The organism is Kitasatospora sp. NPDC097605, from assembly GCF_040302725.1.
GTDB lineage: Bacteria > Actinomycetota > Actinomycetes > Streptomycetales > Streptomycetaceae > Kitasatospora.
Genome location: NZ_JBEOSF010000011.1, coordinates 182,421 through 199,588, shown reverse-complemented (window position 1 = coordinate 199,588; position 17,168 = coordinate 182,421). Strand labels below are relative to the sequence as shown.

Genomic DNA, 17,168 nt, shown 5'->3' with positions numbered 1-17,168 from the left:
GCACCCGCTGCCCGGACCGGGCGCCGACGGCTGATCGGTTGAGCCGTTGGTCCCTGGTCAGGGGCGCCGAAAGGCCGTAGCCCTGCCGGCGGGGCCGGGGGAGGGTGGAAGCCGTCAGCCGGTCCCGATCCCACCCCTGGAGCCCGCCGTGACCGTCGCCGCCCGCCCCCGCGTCCCCCGTCCGAGTGAGGAGCCGCACGGCGGACCGCGCCGGCTGGTCGGATCACTGGCCGCGCTCGACGGCCGGCTGCCCGGCGTCCACGACCTGCTGCTGATGCAGTGCCCCAGCTCGCTGCGCCCGCTCGACGGCGGCCCGCTGCCGGACTGGGCGCGGCAGGTGCTGCGGGCGCACCCCTGGGTGACCGTCGGGCGGGCGCCGGCCGTGACGGGCGCGCCGGTGGACACCCCGCACCCCGTGCGCTGCACCCGGGACGTGTCGGCCGCGCCGGAGACCTGGCTGCCGGTGACGGTGCGCGGCCCGCAGCGCGGGCAGCGGCTGGACGCGCTGGCGCCCCGGGCGGCGGTGGCCCGCACGCTGCGCCCCGAACAGCTGCCGGGGCGGCTCGCCCTGCTGTCGCCCGAGCGGGTGGCGGCGATCCCCGCGCTGACGGTGCTGCCGCTCGCCGGGCAGCTGATCGCCGACCACCGGCTGGCCTGGGGGCCGATCGGCGCGATCGGCTACGAGCTGGCCACCGGCGAACCGGTGGCCGGGCCGCTCAGCCCGCTGCGGCTGGTGCTGCGCGCGCCGCAGCCGGTCAGCCGGCGCGACGCGCTGCACCTGCGGCGGGCACTGAGCCGGCTGCGGGTGCCGGTGCAGGCCGAGCTGGAGACCCGGCACGGCGCGGTGCTGCTGGCCGAGTACGCGGCGTCGCCGCTGTCGCTGACCCTGCTCACGCCGTACGGGCCCCGGGAGGTCCACGATCCGTGGTTCCCCCGGGGCCGGTGAGCCCGCGCCGCGGTCGCCGGGGAGGCGGCCCGGGCCGCGGCCGCCGGGTCAGCCGCTGATGCTGGCGGCGCCGCTCTCCAGGTGGCCGGTGAACCGCTGCGACCAGGTGCTGTCCGCGTTCACCGTGACGGTGAAGTCGTACCAGCCGTTGGTGAGGGCGACCGCGTTGAAGAAGTCGCTCACGCTGCCGCCGGCCGGCACCTGGTACGTCCAGGGGCCGTCGGCGCGGTAGTTGGTGGACGTGATGGTGAAGGTCAGCGCGGTGCCGCCGGTGTTGGCGAGCTTGAAGTACACCGCCGGCTTGCCGGTGCCCGGCTCGACGGCGTACGAGCAGGTGACGGCCGCGTTCCTGCCGGCCTTGGTGGCGTCGCCCTTGAAGCGGCGCAGGAAGCGGTTGGGGCCGACCACGCTCAGGTCGTACTGGCCGCCGCCGTAGCCGGTGCCGCAGTTGAAGAAGTCGCTCTGGCTGCCGCCCGGGTCGACGGTGTACTGCCAGGGGCCGCCGCTGCGGTAGGCGTTGGCGTACGCCGCGAAGTGGGCGGACCTGGTCGCCGGGGCGCCCGTGTTGGCCATCGCCAGCCAGACCTTGATCACGCCGCCGGAGCCGAACTCCAGGTGGTCCAGGTTGGCGTTCGGCTGGTAGGGCAGGGCGCGGGCCGGGCGGGTGCCGACCTCCTGGGCGGGCAGCTTGTTGTCGACCGGCGCCGGGTTGGGCAGCGGGCCGCAGCTGGACATGCCGACCACCGCGCCGGCCGTGTCCGGCAGCGCGGGCAGGCCGTACACCGGGTTGGCGAAGTCGAACAGGCCGGTGAGGTCGCCGCAGACCCGCCGGCGCCAGTCGCTGATGTTGACGCAGGCGGCGGGCTTGCCGACGGCCGCGGTCCACTGTTCCAGGAAGCGCAGCACCGAGGTGTGGTCGAAGACCTCGGAGGAGACCCAGCCGCCGCGGGTCCACGGGGAGACCGCGATCAGCGGGACGCGGAAGCCGAGGCCGATGTTGGTGCCGTTGTAGAACTCGCCCGGGGTGCCGGCCGGGGCGGCGGGCGGCGGGACGTGGTCGAAGAAGCCGTCGTTCTCGTCGTAGTTGAGGAACAGGACGGTGGAGTCGAAGACGTCCGGGTCGGCGTTGAGCGCGTCGATCACGTTGTGGACGAAGTGCGCGCCGTCGGCCGGGGTGGCGTACGGGTGCTCGGAGACCTCCTGGTTGGGGACGATCCAGGAGACCTGCGGAAGGGTGCCGGCCAGGACGTCGGCCTTGATCGCGGCGACGATGTCCGCCGGGGTCTTCCCGGTGGCCCTGGGGACGGAGCCCATGCCCTTGACGGCGAGCGGGCTGCCGGCGGGCGCGTTGGCGAACTGGGTGAAGTAGGCCAGGGCGTTGTCGCCGTAGTTGTCGGCGGCGTTCTGGTAGACCTTCCAGCTGACGCCGGCGTTCTCCAGCGCCTCGGCGTAGGTCTGCCAGCGCAGGCCCTTCTCGTCGCCGCCGTCGTAGGCCGGGCCGCCCGCGGCGCCGGACGGGTCGATCTGGCCGGACCAGTGGTAGGTGCGGTTGGGGCCGGTGGCGCTCAGCACCGAGCAGAAGTAGGCGTCGGCGATGGTCCAGTTCTCGGCCAGCGCGTAGTGGAACGGGATGTCCTGGCGGGTGAGGAAGCCCAGGGTGCGGACGTTGCCCTTGGCCGCCGCCCAGGAGTCCAGCTTGCCGCCGTTCCAGGCCCGGTGCTGGTCGCCCCAGCCGTGGCTGAGGTCGCCGTTGCACTGCGCCAGACGCTCCGGGTCGGCGCCGCCGGCCGGCTTGGTGAGGCTGAACTGCCACGGGTACTGGCGGGCCAGCAGGCCGTTGGGCTGGTTGAAGACGGAGTAGCCGCCGGCGATCTGGACGGCGGAGCGGTCGGCGAAGCCGCGCACGCCGCGCAGCATGCCGAAGTAGTGGTCGAAGCTGCGGTTCTCCTGCATGAGGATCACGATGTGCCGCGCGTCGGCGAGGGTGCCGGTCCGCGACAGCGCCGCCGACGGCGCGGCGGCCGGGGCCGCGCCCGGCGTGTCCGCCGGTGCGTCGGCGGCGGGGGCCGCCCCGGCACCGGTGGTTCCGGCACCGGCCACGGCGAGACCCGCGGCGGCGGCACCGGACAGGGTCACGAACTTCCTACGACTCAGCTCGGCCATCAGCCCAGCCCGTCCCTTCACTGGAGGTTGTGCACACAAGTCGGGGCCCACTCGACCGCGCAGCATCCTCCACCCACCCCGCGCCACCCCACCAGGGGCGGGCGGCAGGGTTGGCGGACTGTTCCCCCCTCCGCCACCGAACGACCTGCGGTTGAACGGACGACCGGGCCGGCACCTCCGAACCTCCTCATTCACCCGGTCACCCTTCTGCCGCGGTGAGGCGTGGGCCGGCCTCAGTCCTTCACCGTGATCCCCAGAGCCTGGGCGAACTGGGGGGCCAGTTCGAGGAGTTGGGTGGAGCCGATGAGGGCGCCGCGCAGGCCCTGGTGGCCGTCGGGCAGGCCGATGGCGACGGCGCCGCGCAGGTCCACCTTGCTCAGGGTGGCACCGCGCAGCCGGACCTCCTCCAGGGTGGAGCCGGGAAAGGTGACATCGGTGAGCTTGGCGTCGCCGAAGTCCACGTCGCGCAGCAGGCAGTCCTCGAACACGACGTCACGCAGCACGGCGGCGCGCAGGTTGACCGCCTCCAGCTTGCAGCCGCGGAACACCACCCGGCGCAGCGCCGAGCCGTGGGCGGCGATGCCGGCCAGCACGCCGCCGGTGACGGCGCTGTCCTGCCACTCGCTGTCGGCGAGGTCGCAGGCCACCCAGCGGCCTGCCTGCACCCAGACCTCGTTGAACCGGGCCTGGCGGAGCTTGACGCCGCTCAGCGCGACCCCGGTGAGGGCGCACTCCAGGAAGGTCGCGCCGCCCGCCGACTGGTCGGCGTACTCGCCGCCGTCGAAGTGGACGGTGTCGTAGCGTCCGTCGCTGCGCAGCGGCCCGGTGTGCGGGGTCAGGTGGTCGGCGTAGGGCAGGTCTTCGAGGCGGTCGGGGGCGTGCTGGGGCATGGCGGGGCACCTCGCGGTCGGCGGCGGACTGGTCCTGGTCCTGGTCCGCATGCTCGCACGGGGCACCGACAACCCGGCGCGAGCGGGCGCGGCGGTGACACGGTGGGGCGCGCACCGCCGGCCCTGCTCGGGTACGCCACGGGGGCGGGAACGCACGCGGGGCGGCCCGGTCGCCGGGGTTGCGGCGACCGGGCCGTCACTGCGGTGCGCGGGCGAGGCCCTGGGGGTTACCGCCAGAGGGAGTTCACCCGGGAGCGCTCGGTGGTGTTCGGGTACGGGTTGGTGCAGGAGGTGCCGGGGCCGCCGCCGGACATCAGCTCGCTGCACGGGCCCGAGTAGTGGTCAGGCAGGCCCAGCACGTGGCCGGTCTCGTGGGCGGTCACCCGCACCGAGTTGTACTGCCGGTTCTGCGCGTAGTCCAGGAAGATGTAGCCGCGGCCGTGGCCGTCGGTGCTGGCGTAGGAGCCGCGCGAGTCGTTGCCCTCGTAGTAGCGGAAGTCGGCGGCCGTGCCGGACCGCAGCTGCACGTTGGTGACCGAGCTGTTCCAGATCTGCGCGCTCTGGGCGATCTGGTTGCGGAACGTGGGCGCGCTGCTGGCGTCGTAGGTCACGGTGACGGCCAGCAGGTACGGGTTGGCGGCCTGCTTGGCCCGCGCGGACTTCATCACGGCGTCGAAGAACGCCTGGTTGTCGGCGTCCTCGGCGGCCGAGCCGGCGTAGGCGGTGCCGGAGGCCGTGTAGCCCTGGGACGGCGCGGCGGCGGCGCTGGTCGGCAGGGCGGCCAGGCCGGCGGCGAGCGCGAGGCCGAGGGCGGCGGAGAACGTGCGCGACACACGGTTCATGTGGGGGCTCCCGTTCACGGGTCGAGGGGTGGGGGTACGGCGGTACGGCGGTACGGAGCACCGCGGTGGTGCGGGGTGGAGGTGGTGCGGTGGTGCGGGTGGGCGCGCCCGGCCGGCCGGAGGGGGGTCGTCCGGCGGGCGCGCGCCGGGGCCGCCGGAAGGCGGGCCGTCAGGGGGGCCGGATCAGCCGGCCAGGCCGTACCGCCACAGGGAGTTGACGCGGTTGCGCTCGGTGGCGTTCGGGTACGGGTTGGTGCACGACGGGCCGGGGCCGCCGCCGGACATCAGCTCGCTGCACGGGCCCGAGTAGTGGTCGGGCAGGCCCAGCACGTGGCCGGTCTCGTGGGCGGTCACCCGCACCGAGGAGTACTCCTGGTTCTGGGTGTAGTCGAGGAAGATGTAGCCGCTGCCGTGGCCGTCGGTGCTGGCGTAGGAGCCGTTGGCCGGGTCGTCGCCCTCGTAGTAGGCGAAGTCGGCGTCGGAGCCCTCCTGGAGCCGGACGTTGCCCACCGAGCCGTTCCAGATCTGCGCGCTCCGGGCTATCTCCGAGGCGAAGGACGGCGCGTTGCTCGCGTCGTAGGTCACGGTGACGGCCAGCAGGTACGGGGTGGCGGCCTGCTTGGCCCGCGCGGACTTCATCACGGCCTCGAAGAACGCGCGGTCGTCGGCCTTGCCGGCGCCCTTCGCGGCGGTGCCCGGGGTGTAGTGCCGGGCGGCGCCGGCGGCGGGCGCGGTCACCGGGGCGGCGGTGGCGGCGGCCGGCAGGGCCGCCGTTCCCGCGGCCAGGGCCAGTCCGAGCGCCACGGAGAGCGTGCGCGGGACACGGTTCATGTGGGGGCTCCGATTCGCGAGTGCGCCGCGGACGGTGGGGGCCGGGCCGCGGGCATCGGATGAATGCTTGTTGCCCCCAGAGCTTCGGCCAGGCCGGCGGCCCGGCGGATGATGTCAACCGGCGATAGCCCGGGCCAATCACCGCACCGCCCGGCGGTCCCGTCGGGCGGTCCCGTCGGGGCGGTCCGGCCTCCCGGGACCCCCGGCCGGGCCGACAGCCTGTCATGTCCCTGGCGTCATCCCGTTTCGACCGTTACGCTCCCCGATGTGGAGCTCGACGTGAGACACCTGCGGGTGCTGTGCGCGATCGCCGACACCGGAAGCCTCCGCAAGGCAGCGCTGCAGCTCGGCATGACCCAGCCGTCGCTCACCACCCAGCTGCACCGCATCGAACGGGCCGTCGGCGGCACGCTGTTCACCCGGGAGCAGACCGGCAGCCGGCCCACCGCGCTGGGCCACTCCGTGCTGTCCCGGGCCAGGCCGGTGATCGCCGAGATGGCGGCGCTGGTGGCCGCCGCCCGCCAGGAGGCCCGGGAGGCGGCCGGTGGCGAGCGCACCCGGCGGCTGCGGATCGGCAGCGTCGGAAGCCGGGCGGTGGCCGCCTGGCTGCGCCGGCTGCACGAGCGGCTGCCGGAGACCGACACCGCGATCCAGATCGACATCTCGGCCAACGCCCTGCTCCGGATGATCGCCGCCGACCAGTTGGACGTCGCCTTCGTGCACGAGAGCGAGGGCTTCCCGCTGCGGCTGCCCCCGGACGCCGAGCACCGGGTGCTGCTCGCCCGCGAGCCGCAGTTCGTCGCGCTCGCGGCCGGCCATCCGGCGGCCGCCCGGCCGGTGGTCCGGCTGGCCGAGCTCGCCGAGGACACCTGGATGGTCGACCCGACCGCCGACCACGAGTACGCCGCGATGCGCAGGGTCTTCCGCGCCGCCGGACTCAACCCCCGGGTGGTGCAGGTGCGGGACAACGCCACCGCCGCCGAACTGGTCGCCTCCGGGGAGGCCGTCCGCCCCTGCCAGCCGACCTCCCTGCCCGGTCCCGGCACGGTCGTGCGCCGGCTGCACGGCGACCCGCTGGCCGTGCGGCTGCTGCTGGTCTGGCGGCCGCGCGCGCTCGGCCCGCCGGCCCGCGAGGCGCTGTACGAGGAGCTGCGGGCGGCCTATCTGGACCTCGCCCAGGCCAGCCCGGTCTACCGGGCCTGGCTCGCCGGGCACGACGAGGTGCTGCGCGCCCTGCTGGGGCCGCCGCCGCTGGACCCGCTCCGCGCGAACGGCCCCCTGGTGCTGAACGGGGCGGGCCCGCCGGACGGAACGGGCCCGCCGGACGGGACCGGCGGCCGGGCCGAGGGGCACCCCCGCGACGGGCAGCCGCGGGAGGGCTCGGCACAGCGCCGCGCGCCGGTCCTCGTTCAGCGCTCCCTGGCGTGCAGCGCGACCCCGACCGTCACCGTGGCCGCCGTCACCAGACCCGCCGCGAGGACCCCGGAGCCGCCGGCCGCCGTACAGGCGAGCACCGCCACCGAGGCCACCGGCAGCAGCGCCAGCTGAGCCGCGCCGGTCTTGGCGTGCCGGGCGTGCAGCGCCCAGACGGTGAACAGGTAGAGCGCGGTCGGCACGGTCACCGTCGCGGTGGCGGCCGTCTCGGAGACGTGCGCCTTGTGCACGGCCGATTCGACCGCCACCTCGAGACCGGAACCGATCGCCGCCGCCGAGCCGAACACCAGGTAGTGGCCGTACCCCCAGAGGAAGGCCTGGCGGCTGGACCGCAGGTGCTCGTGGACCGGCCGGGCGAAGTAGATCCACCAGGCCGAGAAGCAGATCAGCAGACCGCCGGCCGCGACCGGCAGCAGCCGGGCCGGCCCCTCGTGCTCGTCCACCGCGGACTGCACCGCGACGGTCGCCGCCGCCACCGTCTCGCCGAGCACGATCAGCGTGAACAGGCCGTACCGCTCGGCGATGTGGTGCGGGTGCCAGGGTGTCCGCAGCCGCAGCTCGGCGATCGCCGGCACGGCCAGCTCGGCCAGGATCCCGACCGGGATCACCATCGAGCGGACGTCGTGCGGCAACAGCAGCACCACGCCCCAGCCGACCTGGCAGAGCGCGATCCCGCCGGCGTAGCGCAGCGCCACCGTGCGGGCGAGCCCCTCCTCGGCGGCCGCCGCGCGCAGCCACTGGGTGACCATGGCCAGCCGCATCACCACATAGCCGAGCACCGCCAGCACGATGTCCTGCTCGGCGAAGAGCCGTGGCACGCCGGCCGCGAGGACCAGCACACCGGCGATCTGGACCAGGGTGGTGACCCGGTACGGGACGTCGTCGCAGTCGTAGGCGGAGGCGAACCAGGTGAAGTTCATCCACGCCCACCAGATGGCGAAGAAGGCGAGGAGGTAGCCGGTCAGGCCGTCACCCCAGTGACCGCCGGCGAGGTCGTGGGCGAGCTCCCGGCCGGCCTGGCCGACGGCGACCACGAAGCAGAGGTCGAAGAAGAGCTCCAGCGGGGTGGCGACCCGGTGCGGCTCGTCCCGGCTGCGCGGGACCATCCGGCGCACCGCGCGCCGATCGACGGGGTGCGGGCGGGCTGCGGTGGAGTCGCTGCTCATGGACGGGTCTCCGGACGGGCGGGAGCGGGGTGGGCGGTACCCGCCGCATCCTGGCAGCGCGCCGGACGGCGCGCACGCACCGAAGCGGGCCCGCCGGGCGCGTCGATTGCCCTGGTATATCCGATATTCCGTGGCGTCAGCGAGAGTTGACGCCACGGTGCGCGAACCGGGTGACAGCGCGGCGGGTTTCCGGGCGCGCCCGCGCCGTACGGCGTGACGGCCCGGCCACCCCGCTAGATTCGTCCCCGGTTCGAAGCGAGCGGGGTCCGGGAACGGGCCCCGGCACGGGCGGCCTGCGGGCATCGCGGAAGGTCAAGGCGGGTGGCAGGACAGCGGGGGCGGCGACGCCGGTCTTCCCGTGTCCGCACCACCGGCCTCGTGATCACCGCGCTGCTCGCCAGTGCCCGCCGTGCGCCCGAACAGCGGACACCCCACCTGGCGGGCCCCAGGCCGCCGTGCGACAACTGCTGCTATGACCTGGTCCAACCTGACGATCATGGTCGGCTCGCTGGCCATCGCCGCCGTGGTGCTCCTGCTGCTGCCCCGCTTCGTGTCCGCCGAGGCCCGGGAGCAGCACAACGAGGTGACGGCGGCGATCTTCGCCATGGTCGGCGTGCTCTACGCCGTCCTGCTCGCCTTCGTGGTGATCGTGGTCTGGGAGGCCGCCGACGACGCCCGGGCCACCACCTTCCGGGAGGCCGACCAGCTGGCCGGCCTCTACTGGACCTCCCGCCAGTTCGACAGTCCCGCGGGCATCGAGCTGACCAATCTCACCCTCCGGTACGCGCACACCGTCATCGACGACGAGTGGCCGCTGATGGCCCGCCACCGCACCGACCCGCGCACCACCGAGCTGGTGTACCGGATCCGCGACACCACCAACGCGCTGCAGCCCGTCGACGCCCGCCAGCAGGCGCACTTCCAGAACGCCCTCCAGCACGTCGAGGGCCTGGCCAGCGAACGCCGCGGCCGGCTCACCCAGGTCCAGGACGCGGTGCCGCCGCTGCTCTGGGTGCCGCTGATCGCCGGCGCGGTGCTGACCGTCGGCTTCGCCTTCGTCTTCGGCATCTCCAGCATCCGGCTGCACCTGGCGATGGTGCTGACCATGACCGGGATGATCTGCGTGGTGCTGATCGTGATCAAGGAGATGAACTACCCCTTCGACGGGGTGAACGCCGTCGAGCCCGACGCGTTCCAGGTCTTCCTGAACCGGCTGCCGACCAGCCGCTGAGGCCCACCCGCCCGTCACTCCGGGTCACCGGATGGTGGCGATTCGGCGGATCGGCCCGACTCCGTGTAATGTCTTCCAGGTCAGCAGGCGCCGCTAGCTCAGTTGGTTAGAGCAGCTGACTCTTAATCAGCGGGTCCGGGGTTCGAGTCCCTGGCGGCGCACAGACAAGCCGGAAGGCCCCTCGTGAGAACGAGGGGCCTTCCGGCGTTTCCGGATGCGCCCGGGCGCTTCCGGGGCAGGCCGGCCTCCGGAACGGGCCTGCCCGCTCAGCGAGCCGTGTCCAGGACCGCCGAGGCCACCGCGTCCGGACGGTCGAACATCATCAGGTGCCCGGCCGGGGCGGTGCTGCGGTACTCGGCGCCGAGCAGCGCGGCCAGGTCCCGCTGGGCGGCCAGCCACTCCTCGGTCCGCCGGTCGCGCAGGCCGTCGTCGGCGGCGAGCACGGTGACCGGCAGGTCCGCCGGCAGCGGGGCGGTGCGGCGCAGCCCGGCGAGCTCGGCGGCCATGTCCAGGTAGCGGGTGTTCTCCCGGAGCAGCGCCCGCAGGGAGCGCCCGGTGCGGTAGCAGCGCCGGACCAGCGGCGCGGGGGCGAGGTCCTCGCGCCGCACCGTGGTGGCCCGGGCGGCCAGCCGGCGCGCGGCGGGCCCGAGCAGGTAGGGCACGGCGGCGGCGGTGGCCGCCCCGGCGGCGGCGCGCGCCGCGAGATCGCGCAGACCGGGGGCCGGGCGCGGGTGCGGATCGGGTTCGACGCTGCCGTCCAGCAGGACCAGCCCGGCCGTCCGCGCCGGGTACAGCCGGGCGAAGGCCTCGGCGTGGAACGCGGCGAGCGAGTGCCCGGCCACCGTGCACGGCCCGGGCAGGGCGAGCGCGTCCAGGACGGCCCGGATCCGGTGCGCCTCACCGGCGGCGGTCGGCAGCGGCCGGCCGGCCGGCTCGGGCGCGCTCAGGCCGTAGCCGGGCCGGTCGAAGCGGACCACGGTGCGGAACGGGGTGAGGAAGGGGACGACGAGGTCCCAGTCGAACCAGCTGCTGCCGAGTCCCCCGGTGAGCAGGCACACCGGGCCCCGCCCCTCGGCGCGCACGTGCAGGGGTATGCCATCGATCCGCAGGAAGACCGCTCCGGTCACGGTTCCACCCTAACCAGCGATGAACCCCACCCCCACCAGGAGGAAACGGACAGCCCGGACCAGGTGGCCGCGCAGGCGGTTCGAGGCACTCCGCGGAAGCGTGTATTGTTCTCTTCGTCAGCAGGCGCCGCTAGCTCAGTTGGTTAGAGCAGCTGACTCTTAATCAGCGGGTCCGGGGTTCGAGTCCCTGGCGGCGCACCGACACCGGGGAGCCTCTCGTCCACACGAGGGGCTCTCCGGCTTTTCGCTGCCCATTGACGTCCGATTTGTGTGTGATGTCGGTCTCGCTTCCCGTCGCAGTGGAGCCAACCGGTACCTTCGGCGCGTTCTGGGCTGTAAACCGGAAAAGGGGCAAAGGTCCCCAACCGCCGACGATCCCGTCTGCGCGAGCCGGCACGGTCCCCCACGACCCGCCCGTTCCGCGCAGCCGCCCGCCCGCAGGAGGCCGCCGCTTTGTCCCGTTTCGCCCTGAGCGGCGCGCAGCGCACCCGGAAACCCAAGGCCCGTCGACCCCGCAGATCCCGGCGCACCGGCTGGCGCAGACTCATCCCCACCTGGCGGATGACCCTGATCGGCTTCGCGACCGCGCTGCTGCTCGGCGTCGGCCTCTTCGCCCTCGGCATCGCCCTGGTGAAGGTGCCGGACGCGCACGCCGCCGCGACCGCGCAGAGCAACAACTGGCTCTACCAGGACGGCTCGGTGATCGCCCGGACCGGCCAGACCAACCGGCAGAACGTCGCGCTGGACAAGGTCTCCCCCGCCGCGCAGCACGCCACGCTGGCCGCCGAGGACCGCAACTTCTACCACGAGGGCGCCGTCAACGTACCCGGCCTGGTCCGCGCCGCCCTCAACACCGCCAAGGGCGAGGGCACCCAGGGCGGCTCCACGATCACCCAGCAGTACGTGAAGAACACGTACCTGAGCCAGAAGCAGTCGATCACCCGCAAGGTGAAGGAACTCTTCATAGCGATCAAGGTGGACGCCACCGAGAGCAAGGACGAGATCCTCTCCAGCTACCTCAACACCTCCTACTACGGGCGCGGCGCGTACGGCATCCAGGCCGCCGCGCAGCAGTACTTCGGCGTCGACGCCTCAGGGCTCGACGCCGCCCAGGGCGCCTACCTGGCCGCGCTGCTGAACGCCCCGAGCGCCTACGACGTGGCCACCGCCACCCCGGCCGGCAAGCAGAACGCCGTCAACCGCTGGAACTACGTGCTCGACGGCATGGTGAAGGAGGGCTGGCTCTCCGCCGAGGAGCGGGCCGCCACCACGTTCCCCGAGGTCAAGGACCCGCAGGCGCAGCTCGGGCTGTCCGGCCAGGCCGGCTACCTGGTCAACGCGGCGACCGAGTACCTCACCACCAACCAGATCATCAGCGAGTCGGAGCTGGCCAAGGGCGGCTACACGGTCAAGCTGACCATCGACCCGAACCGCCAGCAGGCCCTGGAGAGCGCCGTGCAGGCCCAGCTGCACGACACCCTCAACCCGGAGAAGCGGAAGAAGGACGCCGCCGCCCAGCCCGGCGCCGCCTCCGTGGACCCGAAGACCGGTGCGGTGGTCGCCCTGTACGGCGGCGTCGACTACACCAAGCACTACGTCGACAACGCGACCCGGCGGGACTACCAGGCGGGCTCGACGTTCAAGGCGATCGCGCTGGCCGCGGCGCTGGAGAACGACGCCAAGACCCAGTCCGGGCAGACCATCACCCCGCGCACCGTCTACGACGGCACCAGCGGCCGCAAGGTCCGCGGCGGGAAGGGCACCCCGTACGCGCCGCCGAACGAGGGCGACAAGAGCTACGGCCAGGTCACCCTGCAGCAGGCCACCGACTGGTCGGTGAACTCGGCCTTCGCCCAGCTCGCCCAGGACACCGGACTGGGCAAGGTGCGGGACACCGCGATCGCCCTCGGCCTGCCCAGCAACACCCCCGGGCTGGAGGCCGTGCCGTCGATCCCGCTGGGTACCGCCACCCCGAGCGTGCTCGACCTGGCGGGCGTGTACGCCACGCTGGACAACGGCGGCAAGCAGATCACCCCGTGGCTGGTGCAGGCGGTGGACCACGAGGGCGAGCCGGTCGAGCTGCCCGCGCACAAGAGCACCCAGGCGATCAGCGAGCAGACCGCGCGCGAGGTCACGTCGATGCTCCAGGGCGTGGTGAGCGACCAGGGCGGCACCGGCTGGCGCGCGAAGGCGCTGGGCCGGCCGGCGGCGGGCAAGACCGGTACGACGGACGACCAGAAGTCGGTCTGGTTCATCGGGTACACCCCGGAGCTGGTCACCTCGGTCGCGCTGTTCGGGCAGGACCCGGGCACCGGCGCGCAGGTCAGCCTGAGCGGCACCGGCGGGATCGACGGCGCGGCGGGCGGCCAGTACCCCGCGCAGATCTGGACCAGCTACATGAAGGCCGCCCTGAAGGGGCAGCCGGTCAGCGACTTCCCCGCTCCCTCGGGGGCGGACTACTCCACGCGCGGCGGCTCGGGCTCCTCGGGCTCCGGCGCCTCCTCCGCTCCTTCGAGCACGCCGTCGAACGGCTCGGGCGGGTCGGCGACGTCGTCCGGCGGATCGTCCCAGAGCGGCCAGGGCGGTTCCGGCTCCTCCGGTGACACGGGCTCGGCCCCGTCCACCGCGCCGTCGACCGGCCCGAGCACCGCTCCGCAGCCCTCGGGCGGCACCGGCGGTTCGGGCTCCGGGGGCTCCGGGGGCTCCGGTTCGGGTGGTTCCGGCTCCGGCGGCTCGGGGTCGGACGGCTCCGGGTCCGGCGGCTCGGGCACCGCGCCGACCCAGCCTCCGGCGCCGCAGCCGAGCACCAAGCCGACCAAGCCTCCGGCGCCGACCACCGGGCCGACCACGCCGCCCCAGCCGACCGGGGGCACCGGCGGCTCGGGGTCCGGTTCGGGTTCGGGGTCGGGATCCGGCTCGGGATCCGGCTCGGGGTCGGGATCCGGCGGCGGCGGGACGGACGCGGGTGCCGGGACGGGCTCCGCGTCCGGGACCGGGGCCGGCACCGGCGGGTAGCGGGCGGCCGGGGGGCGGGTGGCGGCGCGGCGGGCGCTCGCCCGGCGTGCCGTGCAGGACCGAATGATGGAATGACCCCTTACAGGATGGGGGGACAACTGGCACAATTCGTCGGTGCACAGCTCAAACCCCCTGCTCAGCCGCTCCACCGGCCGTACCCTCGGGCTCACCCTCGCCCTCGTCTCCGCGTTCGCCTTCGGCGGCTCCGGCACCGCGGCCAAGCCACTGATCGAGGCCGGACTCTCCCCCCTCCATGTGGTCTGGCTCCGGGTCACCGGCGCCGCCGTCGTCCTGCTGCCGCTGGCCTACCGCCACCGCGACGCCATCCGGCGGCGGCCCGGCCTGCTGATCGGCTTCGGCCTGCTCGCCGTGGCCGGCGTCCAGGCCTGCTACTTCGCGGCCATCTCCCGGATCCCGGTCGGCATCGCCCTGCTGATCGAGTACCTCGGCCCGCCGCTGCTCATCGGCTATGTGCGGTTCGTCCAGCGCCGGCCGATCAGCCGGGGCGCGGCGATCGGCGCCGGCGTCGCGGTCGCCGGACTCGCCTGCGTGGTCGAGATCTGGAACGGCCTGAGCTTCGACGCGCTCGGCGTCCTGTTCGCCCTGGGCGCGGCCTGCTGCCAGGTCGGCTACTTCGTGCTCGCCGACGCCGGCAGCCGGGGCGAGCGCCCGGTCGACCCGATCGCCGTCAGCGCGTACGGCCTGCTGATCGGCTCGGTCCTGCTCACCGCCTTCACCCGTCCCTGGGAGGCGGACTGGGGCAAGCTCGGCGGGGACGTGGTGATGAACGGGCACACCCTGCCCGCGCTGCTCCCGGCCGTCTGGATGGTCCTGATCGCGACCGTGCTCGCCTATCTGACCGGCGTCGTCGCCGTCCAGCACCTCTCACCGCCGATCGCCGGGGTGGTGGCCAATCTGGAGGCCGTCATCGCCACCGTGCTGGCCTGGGTCCTGCTCGGCGAGCACCTCGGCCTGCCGCAGATGGCCGGCGGCCTGCTGGTGCTGGCCGGGGCGTTCGCCGCCCAGGCGAGCAAGCCCGCCGAGCCGGCCGGACCGGGGCGGACGGAGTCCGCGCCGCCGGCGGCGGAGGACGCGGCGGCTGCGGGGGCGGTGGGCGACGAGGTACCGGCGGGTGCGATACCGGCCGGCGCGACGGCGCTCGGCGAGCGGCTCGCCCGGGCCGCCGAGGCCGAGTCCCACCGGGAGCGGGAGCGGGAGCGGGGCCGGCGCTAGGACCGCAGCCCGGGCCGGTGCCTGCACCGATGCCCTGATCTCTTCGCTACGACCTCTGCCCTGACCAGTGCCCTGACCTCTGCCCCGACCTCTGCCCTGACCAGTGCCCGGGCCGGTGTACGACCGCCCGGGCCGGGGTCAGCGGCCGACCCAGCCGAACCAGTCGAGGTGGCCGAGCGGCCACACCACGGCCGACACCGGGCCGACCACGTTGTCCACCGGCACGGCCCCGCCACCGGGGCCGCGCTGGTGGTAGCGCGAGTCCGCGGAGTCGCTGCGGTGGTCGCCCTCGACCCAGACGTAGCCCTGCGGCACCGTCACCGGACCGAAGTCCAGCCCGGCGCAGGAGTCGTCCCCGGGGTGCAGATACGGCTCGTCGACCTTGGCGCCGTCGACGGTCAGCGTGGTGCCCGCGCACTGCACGGTCTGCCCGCCCGTCGCGATGACCCGCTTGACCAGGTAGTTGTCGTCCTTCGGCGGCACCAGGCCGACGAAGGAGAGCACCGAGCCCAGCGCGTTGGTGACCGGGTTCCCGCCGGTCGGCTGCGGCGGCAGCCAGTCCCCCGGGTCCTTGAAGACCACCGGCTGGCCCGGCTCGGGCTCCCAGCCGGTCAGCGGGGCGAGCTTGTTCACGCCGACCCGGTCGCCGACCCGCAGGGTGTTCTCCATCGAACCCGAGGGGATGGTGAACACCTGGAACAGGCAGGTCTTGATCAGCAGCGCGACCACCAGGCCGACCGCCGCCATCGCCGGGATCTCGATCCACCACGGCCGCGGCCGACGGCCGGGCCGGCCGGCCTTCGGCGACCTGCTCCGGCGCCCCTCGGCGGCGCGGCGCGCCCGCCGGGCCTCGGCCCGGCCCCCGACCGGGGCGGCGGGCCCGGCCCCGGTGTCGCCACCGTGCGTATCGGGCAGGTTCACCGCCATCGTCGCTGCTCCACTCTCCGGCTGCGGGGGAACCTGCACGCTACGCCAACCGGGGATCCAGGCGAAATCGGACGTTTACCCGCGCCAGACATCCCACCGGCCGGGGCACCGCCGGGCCACCCGCTCCCGACCGGGCCGGGATCCCCGTCAGGCGGAGGCGTTCCCGCTGGTCACGGCATCGCTCGCGATGGCCTCGTGGTGGCGGATGACCTCGGCGATGATGAAGTTGAGGAACTTCTCCGCGAACACCGGGTCCAGGTGCGCACCGGCGGCCAGTTCGCGCAGCCGCTTGATCTGGGTGCGCTCGCGGGCCGGATCGGCCGGCGGGAGCTTGTGCTCGGCCTTGAGCCGGCCGACCCGCTGGGTCGCCTTGAAGCGCTCGGCCAGCATGTGGACCACCGCGGCGTCGATGTTGTCGATGCTCTCGCGCAGGCTGGTCAGCTCGGCCCGCACGGCATCGTCGACCCCCTCGGGCAGTCCGGCGTCGGGGGTCGTGGGGTGGTCCGTCATCGGGGCGGCTCCGCGGCTCTCTCGGTGGTGCGCCCGACCGTGCGGCGGCCGGGCCCGGGCCCGGGCCAATCTAACAGGGCGCCCGGCACGGGCCCGCACCATTCGGCCCAACCGTCCACGATCCGGACGGCACACGGAGCGACCGCCGGACGGCACCCGAGCAGCCGGGGTCCGTCCACGGACGGCCCGGACCAGCGGGACGCCCGGGGGATTTCCGGACGCGGCGGGCCGGTGCGGTACTTGTGGCCCGCCCCCGACCTGCCCGTAGGCTGGGCCGCGGCATGACCGGACGTGACGAATCAGCAGTTCCTCAGTAACGGAGGTACCGATCGTGGCAACCACCCGCACCGCCCACACCGCGTGGGAAGGCAATCTGGTCGACGGCAAGGGCCTGGTGACGTTCGCGTCGTCCGGCATCGGCGAGTACCCGGTCTCCTGGCCGGCCCGCGCCGAGGCACCGAACGGCAAGACCAGCCCGGAGGAGCTCATCGCGGCCGCGCACTCCGCCTGCTTCTCGATGGCCCTCTCGCACGGCCTGACCGGCGCGGGCACCCCGCCCACCAAGCTCGACACCAAGGCCGATGTCACCTTCCAGCCCGGCACCGGCATCACCGGCATCCACCTGACGGTCGTCGGCGAGGTTCCCGGGCTGGACGAGGCCGGCTTCGTGAAGGCCGCCGAGGACGCCAAGGCCAACTGCCCGGTGAGCCAGGCCCTGACCGGCACCACCATCACCCTCTCGGCCAGCCTGGCCGGCTGACCTCCCCCGGGCATCCCTCTCAGGGCCCGGCCGGGCGCGCGTCCGGCTCCGAACCGGAGCCCAAGGGCGCACTCTTGGAGCACACGCCCCCGG

At 74.2% G+C, this 17,168-nt stretch carries 13 protein-coding genes, 2 tRNA genes and 1 pseudogene; 8 read left to right on the top strand and 8 right to left on the bottom strand.

The window, feature by feature from the left end; all coding sequences use genetic code 11:
- Nucleotides 1-148 precede the first annotated feature (148 nt).
- Complete coding sequence (locus ABTX81_RS15605; protein WP_350545002.1) at nucleotides 149-946, top strand: phosphoribosyl-dephospho-CoA transferase MdcG domain-containing protein; 798 nt, start codon at nucleotides 149-151, stop codon at nucleotides 944-946.
- Nucleotides 947-994: 48 nt separating this feature from the next.
- Here the strand turns inward: ABTX81_RS15605 and ABTX81_RS15600 are convergent, their stop codons facing one another.
- The 4 genes from ABTX81_RS15600 to snpA (ABTX81_RS15585) form a co-directional block, all read right to left on the bottom strand.
- Entirely contained in the window at nucleotides 995-3,109 is a 2,115-nt protein-coding gene (locus ABTX81_RS15600; RefSeq protein WP_350544999.1) for a phosphocholine-specific phospholipase C, read from the bottom strand.
- Between the two features lie 233 nt (nucleotides 3,110-3,342).
- The gene (locus ABTX81_RS15595) at nucleotides 3,343-3,999 is read right to left on the bottom strand and encodes a pentapeptide repeat-containing protein (RefSeq protein ID WP_350544997.1); all 657 of its coding nucleotides are present in this window, start codon (nucleotides 3,997-3,999) and stop codon (nucleotides 3,343-3,345) included.
- Nucleotides 4,000-4,226: 227 nt separating this feature from the next.
- A complete protein-coding gene (gene snpA / locus ABTX81_RS15590; RefSeq protein ID WP_350544995.1) occupies nucleotides 4,227-4,841 on the bottom strand; it encodes a snapalysin in 615 nt (204 codons plus the stop codon).
- A gap of 183 nt (nucleotides 4,842-5,024) precedes the next feature.
- On the bottom strand, nucleotides 5,025-5,672 hold the full coding sequence (gene snpA, locus ABTX81_RS15585) for a snapalysin (RefSeq protein ID WP_350544993.1): 648 nt from the start codon (nucleotides 5,670-5,672) through the stop codon (nucleotides 5,025-5,027).
- A gap of 63 nt (nucleotides 5,673-5,735) precedes the next feature.
- Between snpA (ABTX81_RS15585) and ABTX81_RS15580 the strand changes: the two are divergent.
- A pseudogene (locus ABTX81_RS15580) lies at nucleotides 5,736-6,773 on the top strand (LysR family transcriptional regulator); the annotation flags it as partial.
- A gap of 308 nt (nucleotides 6,774-7,081) precedes the next feature.
- Here the strand turns inward: ABTX81_RS15580 and ABTX81_RS15575 are convergent.
- Nucleotides 7,082-8,272, bottom strand: a complete 1,191-nt coding sequence (locus ABTX81_RS15575) for a low temperature requirement protein A (RefSeq protein ID WP_350544991.1) — start codon at nucleotides 8,270-8,272, stop codon at nucleotides 7,082-7,084.
- 472 nt (nucleotides 8,273-8,744) lie between these two features.
- Here ABTX81_RS15575 and ABTX81_RS15570 point away from each other — a divergent pair, with 472 nt between their 5' ends.
- Complete coding sequence (locus ABTX81_RS15570) at nucleotides 8,745-9,503, top strand: bestrophin-like domain (protein ID WP_350544987.1); 759 nt, start codon at nucleotides 8,745-8,747, stop codon at nucleotides 9,501-9,503.
- Between the two features lie 87 nt (nucleotides 9,504-9,590).
- Nucleotides 9,591-9,664: transfer RNA gene (locus tag ABTX81_RS15565), tRNA-Lys, on the top strand.
- 105 nt (nucleotides 9,665-9,769) lie between these two features.
- Here the strand turns inward: ABTX81_RS15565 and ABTX81_RS15560 are convergent.
- Nucleotides 9,770-10,630: an alpha/beta fold hydrolase gene (locus tag ABTX81_RS15560; RefSeq protein WP_350544985.1), complete on the bottom strand. Its 861-nt coding sequence runs from the start codon at nucleotides 10,628-10,630 to the stop codon at nucleotides 9,770-9,772.
- A gap of 124 nt (nucleotides 10,631-10,754) precedes the next feature.
- Between ABTX81_RS15560 and ABTX81_RS15555 the strand changes: the two genes are divergently transcribed.
- From ABTX81_RS15555 to ABTX81_RS15545, 3 genes are all read left to right on the top strand, one after another.
- A tRNA-Lys gene (locus ABTX81_RS15555) sits at nucleotides 10,755-10,828 on the top strand.
- A 255-nt stretch (nucleotides 10,829-11,083) separates the two neighbouring features.
- Entirely contained in the window at nucleotides 11,084-13,645 is a 2,562-nt protein-coding gene (locus ABTX81_RS15550; RefSeq protein WP_350544984.1) for a transglycosylase domain-containing protein, read from the top strand.
- Between the two features lie 114 nt (nucleotides 13,646-13,759).
- On the top strand, nucleotides 13,760-14,878 hold the full coding sequence (locus tag ABTX81_RS15545; RefSeq protein ID WP_350544982.1) for an EamA family transporter: 1,119 nt from the start codon (nucleotides 13,760-13,762) through the stop codon (nucleotides 14,876-14,878).
- Between the two features lie 138 nt (nucleotides 14,879-15,016).
- On the opposite strand, the gene lepB is transcribed toward ABTX81_RS15545, so the two are convergent.
- Nucleotides 15,017-15,805, bottom strand: a complete 789-nt coding sequence (lepB, locus tag ABTX81_RS15540) for a signal peptidase I (protein WP_350544979.1) — start codon at nucleotides 15,803-15,805, stop codon at nucleotides 15,017-15,019.
- A 147-nt stretch (nucleotides 15,806-15,952) separates the two neighbouring features.
- Nucleotides 15,953-16,315, bottom strand: coding sequence for a chorismate mutase (locus ABTX81_RS15535; protein ID WP_350544976.1), 363 nt, complete (start codon nucleotides 16,313-16,315; stop codon nucleotides 15,953-15,955).
- Nucleotides 16,316-16,646: 331 nt separating this feature from the next.
- Between ABTX81_RS15535 and ABTX81_RS15530 the strand changes: the two genes are divergently transcribed.
- On the top strand, nucleotides 16,647-17,075 hold the full coding sequence (locus ABTX81_RS15530; protein ID WP_350544972.1) for an OsmC family protein: 429 nt from the start codon (nucleotides 16,647-16,649) through the stop codon (nucleotides 17,073-17,075).
- Nucleotides 17,076-17,168 lie beyond the last annotated feature (93 nt).

Coding starts and splice junctions, on each gene's coding strand:
- ABTX81_RS15600 (WP_350544999.1), bottom strand. CDS start 3,109: ATGGCCGAGCTGAGTCGTAGGAAGTTCGTGACCCTGTCCGGTGCCGCC.
- ABTX81_RS15595 (WP_350544997.1), bottom strand. CDS start 3,999: ATGCCCCAGCACGCCCCCGACCGCCTCGAAGACCTGCCCTACGCCGAC.
- snpA (WP_350544995.1), bottom strand. CDS start 4,841: ATGAACCGTGTGTCGCGCACGTTCTCCGCCGCCCTCGGCCTCGCGCTC.
- snpA (WP_350544993.1), bottom strand. CDS start 5,672: ATGAACCGTGTCCCGCGCACGCTCTCCGTGGCGCTCGGACTGGCCCTG.
- ABTX81_RS15575 (WP_350544991.1), bottom strand. CDS start 8,272: ATGAGCAGCGACTCCACCGCAGCCCGCCCGCACCCCGTCGATCGGCGC.
- ABTX81_RS15570 (WP_350544987.1), top strand. CDS start 8,745: ATGACCTGGTCCAACCTGACGATCATGGTCGGCTCGCTGGCCATCGCC.
- lepB (WP_350544979.1), bottom strand. CDS start 15,805: ATGGCGGTGAACCTGCCCGATACGCACGGTGGCGACACCGGGGCCGGG.
- ABTX81_RS15535 (WP_350544976.1), bottom strand. CDS start 16,315: ATGACGGACCACCCCACGACCCCCGACGCCGGACTGCCCGAGGGGGTC.